12 protein-coding genes and 1 pseudogene are annotated in these 17,313 nt (G+C 71.9%); 2 read left to right on the top strand and 11 right to left on the bottom strand.

All coding sequences use genetic code 11. From position 1 onward, the window contains the following. Positions 1-470: 470 nt before the first annotated feature. Entirely contained in the window at positions 471-1,088 is a 618-nt protein-coding gene (locus tag ABD329_RS45575; RefSeq protein WP_198281179.1) for a hypothetical protein, read from the bottom strand. Between the two features lie 136 nt (positions 1,089-1,224). Further along, positions 1,225-2,682, bottom strand: a complete 1,458-nt coding sequence (gene ahcY, locus ABD329_RS45570) for an adenosylhomocysteinase (protein WP_198281178.1) — start codon at positions 2,680-2,682, stop codon at positions 1,225-1,227. A 453-nt stretch (positions 2,683-3,135) separates the two neighbouring features. On the opposite strand from ahcY, the gene ABD329_RS45565 reads away from it, so the two are divergent. Further along, positions 3,136-5,295: a fructose-specific PTS transporter subunit EIIC gene (locus tag ABD329_RS45565; RefSeq protein WP_344318030.1), complete on the top strand. Its 2,160-nt coding sequence runs from the start codon at positions 3,136-3,138 to the stop codon at positions 5,293-5,295. A 204-nt stretch (positions 5,296-5,499) separates the two neighbouring features. Here ABD329_RS45565 and ABD329_RS45560 read toward each other — a convergent pair whose 3' ends face one another. The 7 genes from ABD329_RS45560 to ABD329_RS45530 all read right to left on the bottom strand — a co-directional run bounded on the left by ABD329_RS45560 (position 5,500) and on the right by ABD329_RS45530 (position 13,849). Continuing rightward, entirely contained in the window at positions 5,500-6,423 is a 924-nt protein-coding gene (locus ABD329_RS45560) for a cation diffusion facilitator family transporter (RefSeq protein ID WP_344318029.1), read from the bottom strand. 106 nt (positions 6,424-6,529) lie between these two features. After that, a complete protein-coding gene (manA, locus tag ABD329_RS45555) occupies positions 6,530-7,726 on the bottom strand; it encodes a mannose-6-phosphate isomerase, class I (protein ID WP_344318027.1) in 1,197 nt (398 codons plus the stop codon). Positions 7,727-7,859: 133 nt separating this feature from the next. Beyond that, positions 7,860-9,173, bottom strand: coding sequence for an SIS domain-containing protein (locus tag ABD329_RS45550; protein ID WP_344318026.1), 1,314 nt, complete (start codon positions 9,171-9,173; stop codon positions 7,860-7,862). A gap of 100 nt (positions 9,174-9,273) precedes the next feature. Next, positions 9,274-9,456 (bottom strand): Trm112 family protein, encoded by a 183-nt coding sequence (locus ABD329_RS45545; protein WP_059149235.1) that lies wholly within the window; start codon positions 9,454-9,456, stop codon positions 9,274-9,276. 503 nt (positions 9,457-9,959) lie between these two features. After that, positions 9,960-11,318 (bottom strand): phosphomannomutase/phosphoglucomutase, encoded by a 1,359-nt coding sequence (locus tag ABD329_RS45540; protein ID WP_344318025.1) that lies wholly within the window; start codon positions 11,316-11,318, stop codon positions 9,960-9,962. A 162-nt stretch (positions 11,319-11,480) separates the two neighbouring features. Beyond that, positions 11,481-13,097 (bottom strand): L-lactate permease, encoded by a 1,617-nt coding sequence (locus ABD329_RS45535; RefSeq protein ID WP_344318024.1) that lies wholly within the window; start codon positions 13,095-13,097, stop codon positions 11,481-11,483. Positions 13,098-13,399: 302 nt separating this feature from the next. Continuing rightward, positions 13,400-13,849 (bottom strand): DUF3499 domain-containing protein, encoded by a 450-nt coding sequence (locus ABD329_RS45530; RefSeq protein ID WP_138915324.1) that lies wholly within the window; start codon positions 13,847-13,849, stop codon positions 13,400-13,402. Between the two features lie 340 nt (positions 13,850-14,189). Here ABD329_RS45530 and ABD329_RS45525 point away from each other — a divergent pair, with 340 nt between their 5' ends. Beyond that, positions 14,190-14,609 carry a metallopeptidase family protein gene (locus tag ABD329_RS45525; RefSeq protein ID WP_198282453.1) on the top strand — a complete coding sequence of 140 codons (420 nt, stop codon included), beginning with the start codon at positions 14,190-14,192 and terminating at the stop codon, positions 14,607-14,609. Between the two features lie 393 nt (positions 14,610-15,002). On the opposite strand, the gene ABD329_RS45520 is transcribed toward ABD329_RS45525, so the two are convergent. Both ABD329_RS45520 and ABD329_RS45515 read right to left on the bottom strand, forming a co-directional pair. Further along, positions 15,003-16,580, bottom strand: coding sequence for a DUF5719 family protein (locus ABD329_RS45520; RefSeq protein ID WP_198279926.1), 1,578 nt, complete (start codon positions 16,578-16,580; stop codon positions 15,003-15,005). Beyond that, positions 16,577-17,313: pseudogene (locus ABD329_RS45515) on the bottom strand (hypothetical protein); the annotation flags it as partial. The pseudogene ABD329_RS45515 and the gene ABD329_RS45520, both read right to left, overlap by 4 nt.

The following is a 17,313-nucleotide window of genomic DNA, read 5'->3' as shown; positions in this document are numbered from 1 at the left end:
TTTCACCGGTTTCTCCGGGCGCTTCCCTTCGGTGTTTCCAACCTTACCAGATCCGATTTCCGGTCGTTTCCGATCCGAATTCCGTTTCCGGTGGCCGTTGGAGGGCCTTGCCTTTCGGCGTGTTTTCGACTTTAGCAGACGATCATCCGCCGAACCTAATCGGCTTCGCGTGATGCCTGCGGGGTGTCAAAAGGTGCTCCGTTTGGATTTCCATCCGCCTGCGGAGCGATTCAGATGCGCTTTGAGGGGCGAGCAGACTCTGCTCACCACAACCGTTTAAACCTACCTCCCCGGACTACCTCGGTCAAGGACTCCGGGCAAGATTCTTTGTGCGATCCGGCCGGAGTGCCTGTGCACTCCGTTCACCGCGACCTTTAAACGTACGCATCGATGCTTGCCGGGTCAATAGGTTCCCGGAAGTTTCTCAACGTCGCAGGTCAGAGGCGGTGCCATGACCGTCAGGATGACCGTCAGGCCGCGAAAGAGGACGGTGGGCTCTCCAGGTGCTCCAGCTCGATGCCGGGGGCGGCGAGCACCACATCGCCGGCGATGTGGACCGTCCGTATCTCTCCGGTGTCCAACTCGCTCACCTGGTACTCGTCCACAACGAGTGGCCCTGTGTCGGTGGCGTGACCCGTTCTGTCGAGAAGTGCCCAGGACTGGTCCAGGGTCAGGGGTGCGAGGACCGGATCGGTGAAGGCCACGAGGCGTACCCGGACGGCTCCGGAGCCCGGTTCCAGGCGTAGCAGCCGGGAGACCGCGACCAGGAAGGCCGGGGAGGCGCCGGTGAAGGAGTGGGCGCGGACATTGCCCTCGGTCGCGTGCTCACCGGTGGGGTCCGTGCGGACCCAGGTGACCCCGTCCAGGGCGGCGCCCTTGACCTGCCAGCTGGACGCGTGCAGCTCCACCCTGAGCGGGCGGCCGAGCTCGTCGAGGGTGAGGTCCACGGACCCGGTGTGATCGCCGGAGGGTGAGGTCCGCTGTGCGACATAACGCCAGCCGCTGGGGCCGGGAGCGCACTGGAAGTGCTCCTCGCCCAGGGGGGCGTGATCGTGCGGGTCGTGGAGGGAGTAGCGGCCGCGGGGCATGGTGAGGTCCTTGACGAGCGTCGGGCCCGCCCGGCCGGATGGCGCGGACGGGCCCTGGGGCCCCCGCCGGGGCGGGGGCCGGGTCAGCGGCCGCCGACGGTGTGGTCGGCGGCGCCGGTGCGATCAGCGGATGCGATCAGTAGCGGTAGTGATCGGGCTTGTACGGGCCCTCCACCGGGACGCCGATGTAGGAGGCCTGCTCGGGCCGGAGCGTGGTCAGCTTGGCGCCGAGCGCGTCCAGGTGGAGACGGGCGACCTTCTCGTCCAGGTGCTTGGGGAGCACATAGACGTCGGTCGGGTACGACTCCGGCTTGGTGTAGAGCTCGATCTGGGCGATGGTCTGGTTCGCGAAGGAGTTGGACATCACGAACGACGGGTGACCGGTCGCGTTGCCGAGGTTCAGCAGACGGCCCTCGGAGAGCACGATGATCTTCTTGCCGTCGGCGAAGGTCCAGGTGTGGACCTGCGGCTTGACCTCGTCCTTCACGATGCCCGGGAGGGCGGCGAGCCCGGCCATGTCGATCTCGTTGTCGAAGTGGCCGATGTTCCCGACGATCGCCTGGTGCTTCATCCTGGCCATGTCCGAGGCGAGGATGATGTCCTTGTTGCCGGTCGTGGTGATGAAGATGTCGGCGGTCTCCACCACGTCCTCCAGGGTGGCGACCTGGTAGCCGTCCATCGCGGCCTGGAGCGCGCAGATCGGGTCGATCTCGGTGATGATCACCCGGGCGCCCTGGCCGCGCAGCGACTCGGCGCAGCCCTTACCGACGTCACCGTAGCCGCAGACGACCGCGACCTTGCCGCCGATCAGCACGTCGGTGGCGCGGTTGATGCCGTCGACCAGGGAGTGGCGGCAGCCGTACTTGTTGTCGAACTTGGACTTGGTGACCGCGTCGTTCACGTTGATCGCCGGGAAGAGCAGCGAGCCGTCCCGCTGCATCTCGTAGAGGCGGTGAACGCCGGTGGTGGTCTCCTCGGTGACCCCGCGGATCTCGGAGGCCAGCTGCGTCCACTTCTGCGGGCTCTCCGCGATGGTGCGGTTCAGCAGCTCGAGGATGACGCGGTGCTCGTCGTTCTCGGCGGTGGCGACGTCAGGGGCGGCGCCGGCCTTCTCGTACTCAACGCCCTTGTGGACGAGGAGGGTGGCGTCGCCACCGTCGTCCAGGATCATGTTGGGCCCGCCGGTGGGGGTGCCGGGCCAGGTCAGCGCCTGCTCCGTGCACCACCAGTACTCCTCCAGGGTCTCGCCCTTCCAGGCGAAGACCGGGATGCCCTGCGGGTTCTCCTGGGTGCCCTCGGGGCCGACGGCGACCGCGGCCGCGGCGTGGTCCTGAGTGGAGAAGATGTTGCAGGAGGCCCACCGGACCTGGGCGCCGAGGGCGACCAGGGTCTCGATCAGCACGGCGGTCTGCACCGTCATGTGCAGCGAGCCGGTGATACGGGCACCGGCCAGCGGCTGCTGCTCGGCGTACTCCTTGCGGATCGCCATCAGGCCGGGCATCTCATGCTCGGCGAGGGTGATCTCCTTACGGCCGAAGGCAGCCAGGGAGAGGTCCGCGACCTTGAAGTCCTGACCGGAGACGGCTGTCGTCATGAGTGCTGCTCCTCCTCGATCGTGTGCGAGCGAGAGTGGTTCGGCTGGGCATGCGAGGCGTCGGGCAGTCCCCGCGACAACGGGCACACCTGTCCCCTTCTACCTCACAGTGCGCAGTCCGTCGGAGGCCCTCTCTCCCTCGGCCGACCCGCGATACGGGCCGCCCGACCGCCATCAGCAGCGACGTCTGGCTCGGTCACGAATCTACACCGATCGGCCGAGCGAACCCCAGCCCCCATCGGTCATCTTCGGCCGTACGGCTATGACCAGGGGCGACGGGTGTGCTGCCCGGGGGGTGTCGGCCGCGCCGCTTGGGGGGCGGCGGTCGCGTCATTTTGCGGAGTCAGGGGTTCAGCCCGTCGCTTTGATCCCGGCCGGATGTATTGCACGATGCCGCGAGCGCGGGGACGCTGGCAGCTTCCCGCGCCCGCTCAACGCCTTAAGGAGAACCACGTGACCAGTCCAGCCGATCCCCCCAACGGTGCGGGGGCCAGCGGACCGGGGCTCAAACTGCTCGCGGTGACCGCATGTCCCACGGGTATCGCCCATACCTATATGGCCGCTGAGAAGCTGGCCCAGGCGGCGGAGTCGCTCGGCCACAGCATGAAGGTGGAGACCCAAGGCTCGATCGGGGCCGAGAACGTACTGTCTGACAACGATGTCAGAGAGGCTGACGGCATCATCATCGCCGCCGACAAGGACGTCGACCGCAGTCGCTTCGTCGGTAAGAGGGTGCTCGTCGTCGGGGTCGCCGATGGCATTCACCGGCCGCAGCGGCTGATCGAGCAGGTGCTGGACGCGCCGGTGTACGAGGGCGACGGCTCCGGTGCCGGACGCGGTGCCTCGGGCGCGGCGGCTTCCGGGGGTGGTGGCGGTGGCGGCGGTAAGGGGCGCAGCGTCACCTATAAGGCGCTCATGAACGGTGTCTCGTACATGATCCCGTTCGTGGTGGTCGGCGGTCTGCTGATCGCGGTCTCGCTGGCCCTGGGTGGTGATACGACGTCCAAGGGCATCGTCATCCCCGACGACTCCTTCTGGAAGACGGTCAACGACATCGGGAGCATCGGCTTCGAGCTGATGATCCCGGCCCTGTCCGGCTATATCGCCTACGCCATCGCGGACCGGCCGGCGCTGGTGCCCGGCATGGTGGGCGGCTGGATCGCGGCGCACGGCGAGCTGTACGACAGCGAGGCGGGCGCCGGGTTCATCGGGGCGATCGTCACCGGCTTCCTGGCCGGTTATCTGGTGCTGTGGATCAAGCGGGTCAAGGTTCCGAAGTTCGTCCAGCCGATCATGCCGATCATCGTGATCCCGATCGTGGCGACCTCGGCGCTCGGCCTCTTCTTCATCTATGTCCTCGGCGAGCCGATCTCCTGGGTCTTCGAGCAGCTGACTGATTGGCTCGGCGGGCTGACCGGCACGAGTGCGGCGGTGCTCGGCATCATTCTCGGGCTGATGATCGCGTTCGACATGGGTGGTCCGGTCAATAAGACGGCGTTCCTCTTCGGTGCCGGGCTGGTGTCCAAGAACCCCGAGGTCATGGGGGCGTGTGCGGCGGCCATTCCGGTGCCGCCGCTGGGCCAGGGGCTGGCCACGCTGCTGCGCCGCCGGATGTTCGACGACCAGGAGCGGGAGACCGGGCTCGCGGCGCTCTTCATGGGCTTCTTCGGCATCACGGAGGGCGCGATTCCGTTCGCGGCGGCGCGTCCCGCGCGGGTCATTCCCGCGAACATGGTGGGCGGTGCGGTCGCCGGGGCGATAGCCGGGGTGGCGTCGGTCGAGGACAACGTGCCGCATGGCGGGCCGATTGTGGCGGTGCTCGGCGCGGTTGGTGGGGTGCCGATGTTCTTTGTCGCGGTGGTGGTGGGTACGGCGGTGACGGCGCTGGTGACGATCGGGTTGATGTCGGTGGGTGGGGGTGCTGTTGATTCAGGGGCTGCTGTGGGTGGTGTGGGTGCCGCGGGTGGTGCGGGTGCCGCCGCAGGCGGTTCCTCAGGGGCTGCGTCGCGTGCGGCTGAGCCCGTTCTTGCCGGGGTGGGCGGCGGTGAACGTACCGGGGACGTGGGTGATGCCGCGGGCGCCCGTACGGCGGGCGTTCCTCAGACGGTGGCCGCCGGGACCGGCGGGACCGCCGAGGTCGAGGCCGTCTCTGCGGGTCAGGTGCTGTCCGGGTATCTCACCGAGCAGACCGTGAAGGAGTGGTTGGCGGCCGACGGTAAGGACGCCGCGATCCGTGAGATGGCCGAGCTGCTGGCCGCGACCGGCAAGGTCGCGGATGCGGAGGAGCTGGTACGGGCCGCGTTTGCCCGGGAGGACCAGGGCACGACCGGGCTCGGCGAGGAGATCGCGATTCCGCATGCCAAGACGGATGCGGTGACCGCTCCGGTCGTCGGCTTCGCGCGTTCCCCCGAGGGGATCGAGTGGGGCGCGCCGGACGGGACGAAGGCTCGGCTGGTCTTCATGATCGCGGTGCCGGAGGCGGATGCGGGGGATGAGCATCTGCGGATTCTGGCGTTGCTGTCGCGGAAGTTGATGGCCGAGGAGTTTCGGGAGCGGTTGTTGGGGGCGGGGGATGTGGAGGGGATTTTGGGGGTGCTTGGGGAGATTGAGTAGGGCGGGGGGCGGGGCGGGGTTCTCCCCCGCCCCCCGCCCCTTCCCGAAATCGGGGCCGGAGCCCCCGGGCCCCGGCTCAAGCGCTCCGGTCGGGCTCCGACCCGTCGGGGCCGGTGGTGCGTTGCCGGGGCCGGGGCTGTGGCCGGTTTGCGTTCATCCGTTCCGCCCTGCGGAACAGATGCCCACAAACCGGCCGGATCTCGCTCAGGCGGACGTCGAGGTGCGAAGGATGTCGGGTTCCAGGTAGATGACCCGGGCGATCGGGACCGCCTCGCGGATGCGGGCCTCCGCGGCGTCGATCGCGCGGGCGACCTCCGCGGCCGTGTCGTCGTGTTGGACCGCGATCTTGGCGGCGACCAGGAGTTCCTCGGGGCCGAGGTGGAGGGTGCGCATGTGGATCACGCTGGTGACGGTCTCGCCGTCCACGACGGCTTCGCGGATCTTGGCGACCTCCGTGGCGTCGGCCGCCTCGCCCAGCAGCAGCGACTTGGTCTCGGCCGCGAGCACCAGGGCGATCAGCACCAGCAGTATGCCGATGCAGAGGGTGCCGATGCCGTCCCAGACGCCGTCGCCGGTCAGCAGGGTGAGCCCGACGCCGCCGAGCGCGAGGACCAGGCCGACGAGGGCTCCGAAGTCCTCCAGGAGGACGACGGGGAGCTCGGGGGCCTTGGCGCGGCGGACGAACTGGGACCAGCTCAGCTTGCCGCGGATCTCGTTGGACTCCTTGATGGCCGTACGGAAGGAGAAGCCCTCGGCGATGATCGCGAAGACCAGCACCCCGACCGGCCAGTACCAGTGCTCCAGCTCATGGGGGTGCTGGATCTTCTCGTAGCCCTCGTACAGCGCGAAGACACCACCGATGGTGAACAGCACGATGGAGACGAGGAAGCCGTAGATATAGCGCTCGCGGCCGTAGCCGAAGGGGTGCTCGGGGGTGGCCTCGCGCTTGGCCTTCTTCCCGCCGAGGAGCAGCAGCCCCTGGTTGCCCGAGTCGGCGATCGAGTGCACGCCTTCGGCGAGCATCGACGACGAGCCGCTGAAGGCGAACGCCACGAACTTGGCTGCGGCGATAGCCAGGTTCGCGCCCAGCGCGGCAACAATCGCCTTGGTTCCGCCTGATGCACTCATATGTGCCGAATTTCCCTTCCGCTTACATGGCAGCTCATGGCGGCTTTGCCAGTGCTTTACCGCCTCACGGCGGGCCATTGTTCCAGCCCCTCGAGCGGGCCGTACCTCAGGCGTTCACTGTGGCCCTGAACACAGTGCCATCACCGCTCAGGGCGGCCTCCTCGCCGGCCGGTACGAAGGCCGACTCCCCGCGCTTCAGCGGGAGTTCGCCGTCCGCGCCGCGCAGGGAGACCTCACCCGAGGCGCAGAGCAGGATCTGCGGGCCGGTCGCCGGCAGCGGGCGGGGTGCGGCGCCGTCGGCGAGGACGTGGCGGGAGAGCCGGAACTCATCGATCGGAGTGGTGTAGAGCTCCTCCCCGGAGGGGTCCGCCTCGGGGCGCAGCACGGCGGGGGCGGCGCTTTCGAAGCGGACGACGCGCAGCAGCTCGGGGACGTCCACGTGCTTGGGCGTCAGTCCGCAGCGCAGCACATTGTCGGAGTTGGCCATGATCTCGACGCCCAGGCCGTCGAGGTAGGCGTGCGGTACGCCGGCGCCGAGGTAGAGCGCCTCGCCGGGCTGGAGGGTCACGAAGTTGAGCAGGATCGCGGCGATCACGCCGGGATCGCCGGGGTAGTGCCGGGCGATGGAGGCGTACGCCGTGTACGCCGGGGCGTGCGGTCCGTCCTGCGCGCCGAGCCGCTCGGCGGCGGCGGTCGCCTGCCTTACGGTCTCCGCCATCGCCTCCGGGTCGGCCGTGAGGACGGCGGTCAGCACCTCGCGCAGGGCGTGCGACTCCGGGTGGGCGTGCAGGATGTCGACGTACGGCTTGAGCGAGTCGACCTCGAGGGCGGCCAGCAGCTCGGCCGCCTCGTTCGGGTCGCGAAAGCCGCACAGCCCGTTGAACGGCGTGAGCGCGCATATCAACTCGGGCTTGTGGTTGGCGTCCTTGTAGTTGCGGTGCGGGGCGTCGGCCGGGACGCCGCGCACCTCCTCGTCCGCGAAGCCCTCCTTGGCCTGTGCGAGGTCGGGGTGGACCTGGAGCGACAGCGGCGAGGCGGCCGCCAGCACCTTCAGCAGGAACGGCAGCCGGGGCCCGAAGAGGCTTACGGAGTCCGCGCCGAGCTCGCCCTCGGGGTCCGCGGCGATCACCTCGGAGAGCGCGGTGGAGCCCGCGCCCCGGTCGACCCGGGACGGCGCCCCGGGGTGCGCCCCCATCCACATCTCGGCCTGCGGCTCCCCGGTCGGCTGGATGCCCAGCAGCTCCGGGATGGCGGTGGTGGAGCCCCAGGCGTAGGGGCGCACGGTGTTGACGAGGCGGTCCATGCGGTGCGGTTCCTGACTGTGCAGTGAGGGACGTGGGGCGGGTGGTGCGTGCCTTACGGCCTTGAGTACGGCCTTACGGTCGTGCCCGGACGCGCGGGGACGCGCGCGGTCGTACTCAAGGCCCATGACGGCCTCAAGTTCTATCCGGCGAAGCGAGCGCGAGGTAAACGGCGGCGAAATCCGTGATGGCGAGAAGTTCCGCGGCGCTCTCCAGTGGGGTGCCCTCGGCCGGTTCCAGCTCGCTGAACGCGGTCTCGTGCGCCAGCGCGAGCTCCCGGGCGGTCGGCACGGCCGAGATGGGGCCCACCGGCTCGTCGTGGAGCAGCACGATCCGGGCGCGGAGCGCCTCGGGCTCCTCCACCCGGTCGCGGAAGAAGTCGTCCGGGTCGGCCCCACCCGCGAACGCCCCGGTCAGCAGCGCGCCATGGGCCGCGAGCGCCCCTGGGAGCTCGGCGACGAGCGCGGGGCGCCCGGCGAGCGCCGCGAGCAGGCCCGAGAAGCGCCGTCCGGTCGCGGCGGCGACCGGGCCCTCGGTCCACAGCAGCGGAAGCGCCTCGGCGAGCTCGGCCGCGAGCGTCTTGGCGGGGTTGGTGTAGGTGGCGATGGCCGGGCCGCAGCGCTCGGCGACCTCGTCGAGCCGGTCGGCGACCTGCTGGAGGGCGGTGGGCGGCGCGGACACCAGGCCGATCCGGTCGACCAGCAGGAGCAGCGGGGTGAGCAGGGCCCACAGCGTGCCGGGCAGCGCGGGGCCGGTCATCTCGTCGGGGGCGGTGCCGGGCGGCTCGACGGGCTGCGGAACGGAAGGCGTCCCGTACGGGGCGGGGGCGTCACCCAGGGCGCCCTCGGCGAGGGCGGTGTCCTCGGTGCCGGGCGCGTGCGGGTCCCCGCGGTACGGGTCGGTGCCGTACCCGCCGGTGGCGTAACCGCCGGTGGCGTACGGGGCCGAGCCGTTCGGAGCCGTGGCCAGCGGCACCATCAGGCCGCGGGCCTGGGCGACCGCGTCGGCCAGCGGGGACTGGCCCGGGGCGACGGAGACGATCGCGCAGCCGCGGCGGTACGCCTGCTCGACCAGGCGCGGAAGGCCCGGTTCCGTGCCGTCCGGGGTCGCGACGACCAGCAGGTCCAGCGGGCCCGCCCAGCCGGGCAGCGTCCAGCGCAGGGCGCCAGGCGCGGGGGCCACGCCGGTGGGCGCGATCAGGCTGACCGGGCAGTTGCCTCCGCTGAGCGCGCCGAGGAGGTCGGCGGTGCAGCTTCCGGCCGCCCCCGGGCCCGCGACCATGACGGCGCGCGGGCGCCCGTCCGGCTTGAGGTCGCCTATACCGGCCTCGGCGGCGTGCCGGGCTGCGGTACGGACGCGGGCACCGGCCTCGGCGGCTCCGCGCAGCAGCCCGCGGGTATCCGCGCGGGCGAGGGCCTCGGGGGCGTCGAGGAGGGATTCGTCGAGCATCGTGCTTCGGCCTCCGATCGCCGTGGCGGGCGGTACGCGTGGGATCGCGCGGGGCTTACGCGTGGGGCCGCGCGGGGCTGGGCCCCGGCGGGCCGACGGGTCAGGCCGGGCGGCGCGCCTCGTCGACGAGCAGCACGGGGATGCCGTCGCGCACGGGGTACGCGAGACCGCACCCCTCGCCCGTGCACACCAGCTCGGGGGTCTCCGGGGACTGCTCCTCGCGCAGCGGGGCGTGGCACGCCGGGCAGGCGAGGATCTCCAGAAGACCGGCTTCGAGCGGCATGGGGTCGTCCCTTCGGGTATGCGTCCAGCCGGACATCGGTCCGGCGAGGTCAGCGTACCGCCGGGCGGGCCCGGGGCGCGGCCGGTGGGCCCCGGAGCCCGGCTCCGGCAGCGGTGTTGATCCCGCGCGCGGGCCCCGTAAGGGCGCGGAGCCTTCTGCGAGGGCGCGCACGGCGCGGGGCCGCGCGCAGACGGCCGTACCCTCCGCAGGGGGCGTGCGGACCTTCTGCGGGCCCCTAGGACGCCGTAGGACGCGGAGCGGCCCCGGCCGTAGGACCCGGACCCCGGCCGTAGGACGCGGAGCGGCCACAGAGGCCACGCGCGGCAGCCGAGGCCCGGCGGGCCTCCGTAATGATGCGGACGGCCGCGCGCCAGCACCCGTATGGACGCCGCAGACCCCTATGGACGCCGCGGCCGCCCCCGCCCCGCCCCTACGACCGCGCGCGGACAGCCGTAAGGGCGTGCGGGCCTGCCGACGGGTCCGGGCGCCGACAGCCGTAAGGGCTAGGCGCGGACGATGGAGAGGACCTCGTCGCGGACCTCGGCCGCCGTCTCCTCGTCCCGGGCCTCGACGTTCAGGCGGAGGAGCGGCTCGGTGTTGGAGGGGCGGAGGTTGAACCACCAGTTGGGGGTGGTGACCGTAAGGCCGTCGAGTTCGTCGAGTTCGGCGCCCTCGCGGCGCTCGTACGCCGCCTTGACGGCCTCCATGCGCCCGGCCTGGTCGTCGACGGTGCTGTTGATCTCGCCGGAGGCCGCGTACCGGTCGTACTGGGCGACCAGGTCCGACAGCGGGCCCTTCTGGCCGCCGAGTGCGGCCAGGACGTGCAGGGCGGCCAGCATGCCGGTGTCGGCGTTCCAGAAGTCGCGGAAGTAGTAGTGCGCGGAGTGCTCACCGCCGAAGATCGCGCCGGAGCGGGCCATCTCGGCCTTGATGAAGGAGTGGCCCACGCGGGTGCGGACGGGGGTGCCGCCGTTCTCCTTGACGACCTCGGGGACCGACCAGGAGGTGATGCAGTTGTGGATGACCGTCCCGCCGGGGTGCTTGGCCAGCTCGCGGGAGGCGACCAGGGCGGTGATGGCGGAGGGGGAGACCGGCTCGCCGCTCCCGTCCACGACGAAGCAGCGGTCGGCGTCGCCGTCGAAGGCGAGCCCGATGTCGGCGCCGGTCTCCCGGACGCGGGCCTGAAGGTCGACGATGTTCTTGGGGTCGAGGGGGTTGGCCTCGTGGTTGGGAAAGGTGCCGTCCAGCTCGAAGTAGAGGGCGTCGAGCTCCAGCGGGAGGCCCTCGAAGACGGTCGGGACGGTGTGGCCGCCCATGCCGTTGCCCGCGTCCACGACGACCTTCAGCGGCCGGATGGCGGTCAGGTCCACCAGCGACCGCAGATGGGCGGCGTAGTCCTCGAGGACATCCCGCTGGGTGATGGTGCCGGCCTCGGCGGCGGGCTCGGGCGCGCCGCTGTCCGCCCATCCCTCCACCAGGGTGCGGATCTCGGCGAGCCCGCTGTCCTGGCCGATGGGGGCGGCGCCCGCGCGGCACATCTTGATGCCGTTGTACCGCGCGGGGTTGTGGCTGGCGGTGAACATCGCGCCGGGCAGGTTGAGATATCCGCTCGCGAAGTAGAGCTGATCGGTCGAGCACAGTCCGATCTCGGTCACATCCACCCCGAGCGAGGCGGCGCCGCGCGCGAAGGCCCGCGCCAGACCGGGCGAGGAGGGGCGCATGTCATGGCCGACGACGATCGCGTCCGCGTCGGTCACCCGGGCGAAGGCGGCGCCGAAGAGTTCGGCGAGCGACTCGTCCCACTGGTCCGGGACCACACCGCGCACGTCGTACGCCTTCACGATCTGCGACAAGTCGGGCACAGCCAACCCCTTCTGGAGGTCCTGGTGGAGATGTCTCTACGGACGTCTCCGCGTGCGTCCCCGCGGAGTACGTCCCTGCGGACCTCAAAACCTACCCGCAGGACCTGGGCCGGAACTGTGAGCCCCGTCGCGCGGCGTGCTACCAGCCATCCCGGGCCCGGGTCACGGCAGCATCCAGCTCAGCAGGAACGACGACTGCGCGACGACGATCAGGCACATCACGAGCAGCAGGACGAGGCTCCACGGCAGCACCTTACGGAGCAGATCGCCCTCGCGCCCCTTCAGCCCGACCGCCGCGCACGCGATGGTGAGGTTCTGCGGGGAGATCATCTTGCCGAGCACCCCGCCCGAGCTGTTGGCGGCGGCCAGCAGGTCCGGGGACAGCCCGGACTCACGGGCGGCGGTCACCTGGAGGGCGCCGAAGAGGGCGTTCGCGGAGGTGTCCGAACCGGAGACGGCGACGCCGAACCAGCCGAGCACCGGGGAGAGGAAGGCCAGCCCGGCCCCGGCGGCCGCGACGAAGTGACCGATGGTGGCGGCCTGCCCGGAGAGATTCATGACATAGGCGAGCGCGAGCACCGAGGTGACGGTAAGGATCGCATGACGCAGTTCGCGCACCGTGGCCGCCCACTCCCGTAGGGCGTCTCCCGCGGTCACCTTCAGCACGGCGGCGGTGGCCACCCCGGCCACCAGCACCAGGGTGCCGCCGGTGGCGATCAGCGGCATCGAGAAGACGTTGGCGCCCACCGCCTTTCCACCGGGGTCGGCGACGTCCAGGAAGGGCCAGTCGAAGGTGCGGGTGGCCTTGGCCAGGAGGTCCTTGACCGGGCCGATCTGGGCGATGGAGAAGATCGCGACGATGAGGGCGTACGGGGCGTAGGCGCGCACCACCTCCCGGCGCGGGTCCTCGCGGTCCAGGTCGTCGCTGCGTACGCCGGTGAGCACGGCGGCGCGCACCGGCTCCTCGGCCGGGCGCCGGGCGGCGGGCACGGCCATCAGCACGGCCGCGCCGACCAGTGCCGCCGCGATGTCGGCGAGCTGGACGGACAGGTAATTGGAGACGGTGAACTGGGCGATGGCGAAGGCGACCCCGCAGGCGAGCGCGGGCACCCAGGTCTCGCGCAGCCCGCGCCGCCCGTCGACGAGCACGACCAGCAGCAGCGGGACGACGAGGGCGAGCAGCGGGGTCTGCCGGCCCACGACGGAGGCCACGGAGTCCAGCGGCAGCCCGGTGACCTGAGCGAGCGTCACCACCGGGGTGGCCATGGCGCCGAAGGCGACCGGCGCGGTGTTGGCGACGAGCGCGACGACGGCGGCGCGCACCGGGTCGAAGCCGAGCGCCACGAGCATGACCGAGCAGATCGCCACCGGGGCGCCGAACCCGGCGAGCGCCTCCAGGAGCGCACCGAAGCAGAAGGCGATGACGAGGGCCTGGACGCGGGGGTCGTCCGAGAGCCGGCCGAAGGAGCGGCGCAGCACGTCGAAATGGTCGGTGCGGACCGTCATCCGGTACACCCACAGGGCGTTGACGACGATCCACAGGATGGGGAAGAGGCCGAAGAGCGCTCCTTGGGCGGCGCTGGAGACGGCCTGGCCGACGGGCATCCCGTACGGGAGGCAGGCGACGAGGGCGGCGACGACGAGCCCTATGGGGCCCGCGTAGTGGGCGCGCATCCGCACCCCGCCGAGCAGGACGAGGACGGTGACGAGGGGAAGGGCGGCGACAAGGGCGGACAGGGAGAGCGAATCGGCGACGGGGTCCAACTGCTGCACGAACACACGGGCCTCCCGGCATGGGCCATCCCTGGAAGGTCACATCCGTGATGCGGAAACGGAGGACCCTGGGGTGCAGGCATGGTCGTGTCCGCGCCAAGTCACAGTCAATGCTCCGTCAGCAAGTGATCCCGGGGAACGCCGCGGAATGCCGCGGAACGCGGGGAGATCACGGAGAAAGCGGGGCAGGTGACGCGAAAGCGGGGCAGGGTACGCGCGAAGGTCGCGGGAGCCGATCAAGACTCAGCCGCGGGAAACGATCAGGGTTCCGTCGCCGGGACCGATCAGGGTTCCGTCGCCGGGACCGATCAGGACTCGGGTGACCGCAGGACTCGCAGATGGCCGCGGCGCGCGACCTCACGCGGGTCGCCCTCCCGGCCACCGTGCCCGCCCCCGGAGCCGCCGGAACCGGCCGCCGCCCCCGCCGCGCGCTCATGCGGGCGTGCGGCCTCGCGGACCGCGTTGGCCAGCGCCTCCAGATCATCACCGCTGGGCCGGGGCGGACCGCTGTCGACGGCGAGCCGGACGACCTCCCAGCCGCGCGGGGCGGTCAGCCGCTCGGAGTGCTCCGAGCACAGGTCGTAGCAGTGGGGTTCGGCGTAGGTGGCGAGCGGCCCGAGAACGGCGGTCGAATCCGCATAGACGTACGTCAGCGTCGCGACGGCGGGGCGGCCGCAGGCGGTGCGCGAACAGCGACGTACAGGGCTCACGACGTTGGACGGTACCGCACTCTTGAGCGGGCCGCGACGACTCTCCACCAGCTCACTCCGCCGTGTCGTCCCGGTTCGTACCGTGCACCCGAAACGTGAACTTACCGGCTGACCAGCGTGGACCGGCTACGCGGCCAGAACCGCCGACAACGAATCCGGTCAGCACTCGAACCGAGAGGGATCATCCTGGGCCAGGGAAGCGACTCAAGAGACGTCCGTTTTTGGACCCAAGCATGGCTGGAATGCTCATTTGGCGACATCCGGCACGGCTGTCCGGTAAGCGCATGAGGGTGGGTCGGCGACGGCTACCCTCGGAGTGATGACCAGGCCCGTACACCCGCATCAGTCCGAGCCGCGTCCCCGTCGTCGCGATCGCCACGGACGAGGTATGCGCGGCCCCATCGCGCCTCCCCAGGTGCCGCTCTCGGTCAGCCGCGCGGAGTCCTTCGTCGATCTTGTGCAGGACTCGGCGGAGCGGCTGGAGAGACGCTGGCCACAGCTGTCCGGGGTCGACTTCACGGTGCTCGAGGTGCCCACCTCGGGGCTCGGCGGCCCGGGGTCGGGCGGCGGCCCGGACGGGCCCGGCGGGGCGGACGGCTGGGACGGCGAGTCCGTGCCGCTCGGGCGCTTCATCGCGGCCCGGGGGGACGCACCGGACCGGATCGTGATCTACCGCCGCCCGGTCGAGATCCGGGCGAAGAACCGGGACGAGCGGGCGCTGCTGGTGCATGAGGTCGTGGTCGAGCAGGTGGCGGAGCTGCTGGGGCTGGCTCCGGAGTCCGTGGATCCGCGGTACGGGCAGGAGTAGCCCGCGGGGCGGTACGGGCGGGAGTGGCGGGCACGCCGTACGGCCGGAGGCCGGGAGGCGTCCGGCCGGTCGTGGCGCCTGCGGCGGACCGTGGCGCCCGCGGCAGGTGTGGCGCCCCGCGGCAGGTGTGGCGCCCCGCGGCAGGTGGTGGCGCCCGCGGCGGGCTGCCGTTCCCCTACCCGCCCCTTCCCGAAACTGGGGCTCCGCCCCAGACCCCGGGGCCGGGGGCGAAGCCGCTGCCACGCGCCGGCCCCCCCCCGTAGCGGGCGGGGGCGGCGGGCAGGGGGTGACCGGGGCCGGGGCGGCGGCCGCGTCCTGTGGGGCACGACGGCCCCAGGGCGGCCGAGGCTCCGGCCCCGCCCAGCGGGGCGACCGCGCGGCTCCGGCCCGGCTCTAGTCGTCGTTGAGCAGGGACAGGTCCTGGCCTGCCTCGGGCACCGCGACCGTGCCCCGGTCGTCCGGCAGTGACTGGATCGTGAACATCGGGACCCCGTCCTGCGACAGTGCCAGCATCCGCGAGGCGTGCACCGGGCCGCCGGAGAGCCGCTCGACCGTCACCGCGTACGGGCCCTTGCCCGAGGTCGGGCGCGGTGGCTCCAGGGCCTTGGTGGTGCCGCCCTTGACCTCGTAGGTCTTGCTGACCGGGCTGCCGCCCCCCGCGCCCGCCGAGGCGGTGACGCGCACCTTGGCGGACCCGCGCGGCGCCACCAGGGAGAGCGTGGAGCCCTTGGTGCGGTTGTCGGCCGCGGTGGCGCTGCGCCCGATCGGGGCGGTCGCGGGGATGAACGCCGTCTCCTGGTCGCTCCCCTTGCCACGGGTCACCTGGAGCGCGGCCACGACCGGTGTGGCCGGGCCCTCGCCGCCCTCGGGGGTGAGCAGCAGCGAGCCGGGTTCGCCCTTGGTCACGTCGCCGAGGTCGATCGCGGCCGTCATCCCGCTCTTGACGTGCAGCGACTCATGTCCGGCCGGGGTGATCGCGTTGTTCGGCCCGGCCAGCCGCACCTTGAGGTCCGCGTCGTCGGATCCGGGCGCGAAGACGATCAGGCGGGCCGAGGTGGCGTCCTTGGGGATGCCGGGGATCGCGACGCTCGTCGAGGGCACGGCGGAGGCCGGGAGCCAGTCGCTGCCCGCCTTCTGGTCCACGGCCTGCACGGCGGCCCCGATCCGGCCGGTGCGGGCCGTCACATGGAGCGAGGCGCCGGCCGCCCGCTGGTCGGTGAGGGTCGAGAGCAGGACCGGGACCGTGGAGCGGGGCGGGACCGTGATCGCTTCGTCGGTGGAGGGCTTCAGCCGTCCGCTCGGGCCGTAGAGCTTCAGGTCCACCTCGGCCGCGGCGTCGTCCGGGTTCGTCAGATGGACGAAGTCCTGGCGGTTCCGGTCGGTGCTGACGCCGGGGAGCCAGAAGTCCGTGTCGGGCGCCGTGCACGCGGTGCCCAGGAGGCCGCGCCCGCTGCCCGCGTCGATCGTGGTGGTCTGCTGGACGGTCCAGCCGGGCGCGAAGCGGCCGTCGGCGGTGCCGATGAGCGCGGGCGCGCCCGCGCTGCTCTCCTCGGTGGTGACGGGCTTGCCGGGCTCCTTCAGGGGCAGCACGGGCTTGTCGCCGCCCGGGGCCGCCTGGCCGCCCTTCCCGCCGTCCTTGCCGTCCTTACCGTTCTTGCCGTCGTCCTTACCGCCGTCGCCGCCGGGATCCGCCGTGTCGTCGGCGGGACTCTGGGCTGGCAGCAGTTCGGCGGCGCCGTCCTTGGCGTCCACACCGTCCCGCTTGGGCGTGTACGCGGTGTACGTGGTGCTGCTCACGTCCGAGGAGGAGGGCGTCGGGCACAGCAACGTCGAGCGCTGCACGGGCAGCCGGGTGGCGGCCTTCGCGGAGGCGTCCGCGTCGTCGGAGGAGCCCCCCGTGAGGGCCGCGACGCCGGTGACGGCGGCGAGCGCCGTGGCGGCGCCGATCAGGGACAGGGTGGTGCGGTTCATCGCTGCTGATCGCTCCCGTCGCGGCGGTCCTCGGGGTCGGCACCGCCGTACGTCGTGTCGCCCTGCGGGGGGTAGCCGCCGTCGGCATAGGGCTGCTGCTGGTCGTAGCCGTAGGGGTCGGCGTACTGGCCGCCCGCGTACGGATCCGCCGGGTACTGGCCCTCCTGGTAGCCGGCCGGATAGCCGGTGTCCTGATAGCCGCCCTGGTAGTCACCGGCCGGGTACTGGCCGGTGGAGTACTGGCCCGCGTAGCCCTCGCCCTGGTACTGCTCGCCCTGGTACTGCTCCCCCGCGTACTGCTCTCCCTGGTACTGACCGGCCGGGTACTGGCCGTATCCGGCGTCGGCGTACGTCTGCGGGTCCCACTGCTGCCCGTACTGCTGCTGGTGCTGCACCGCCGCGTACGGGTCACCGGCGGCCGTCTGGTCGCCGTAAGGGTCGTTCGCCATCGCGTTGTCGCCGTAAGGGTCGCCCATGGCGGCCGGCTCGGCGGTCGGCCGCAGCGGCGGTTCACCCGGCATGGGCGGCTCGCCCGGCATCGGCGGCTCCCCCGGCTGCGGGGGGATCTGGCCCGGCGGGGGGACCTCGCCCGGCTGCCCGGGCATGACGTCCTTGGCAGCCGGGTCCGTCTCCGGCCGCCCCGTGTCGCCCCCGTCCTGCGCGGCCTGCGCGGCCTGCGCGGCCTCGGAGGCCCCCCGCCCCCGCGCCGCGCGGGCGGCGCTCCCCCCGGCCA

The sequence above is a fragment of the Streptomyces javensis genome (genome assembly GCF_039525925.1).
In the GTDB taxonomy this organism is placed as follows: Bacteria; Actinomycetota; Actinomycetes; order Streptomycetales; family Streptomycetaceae; genus Streptomyces; species Streptomyces asiaticus.
This window is presented reverse-complemented; position numbering and strand designations above follow the sequence as displayed.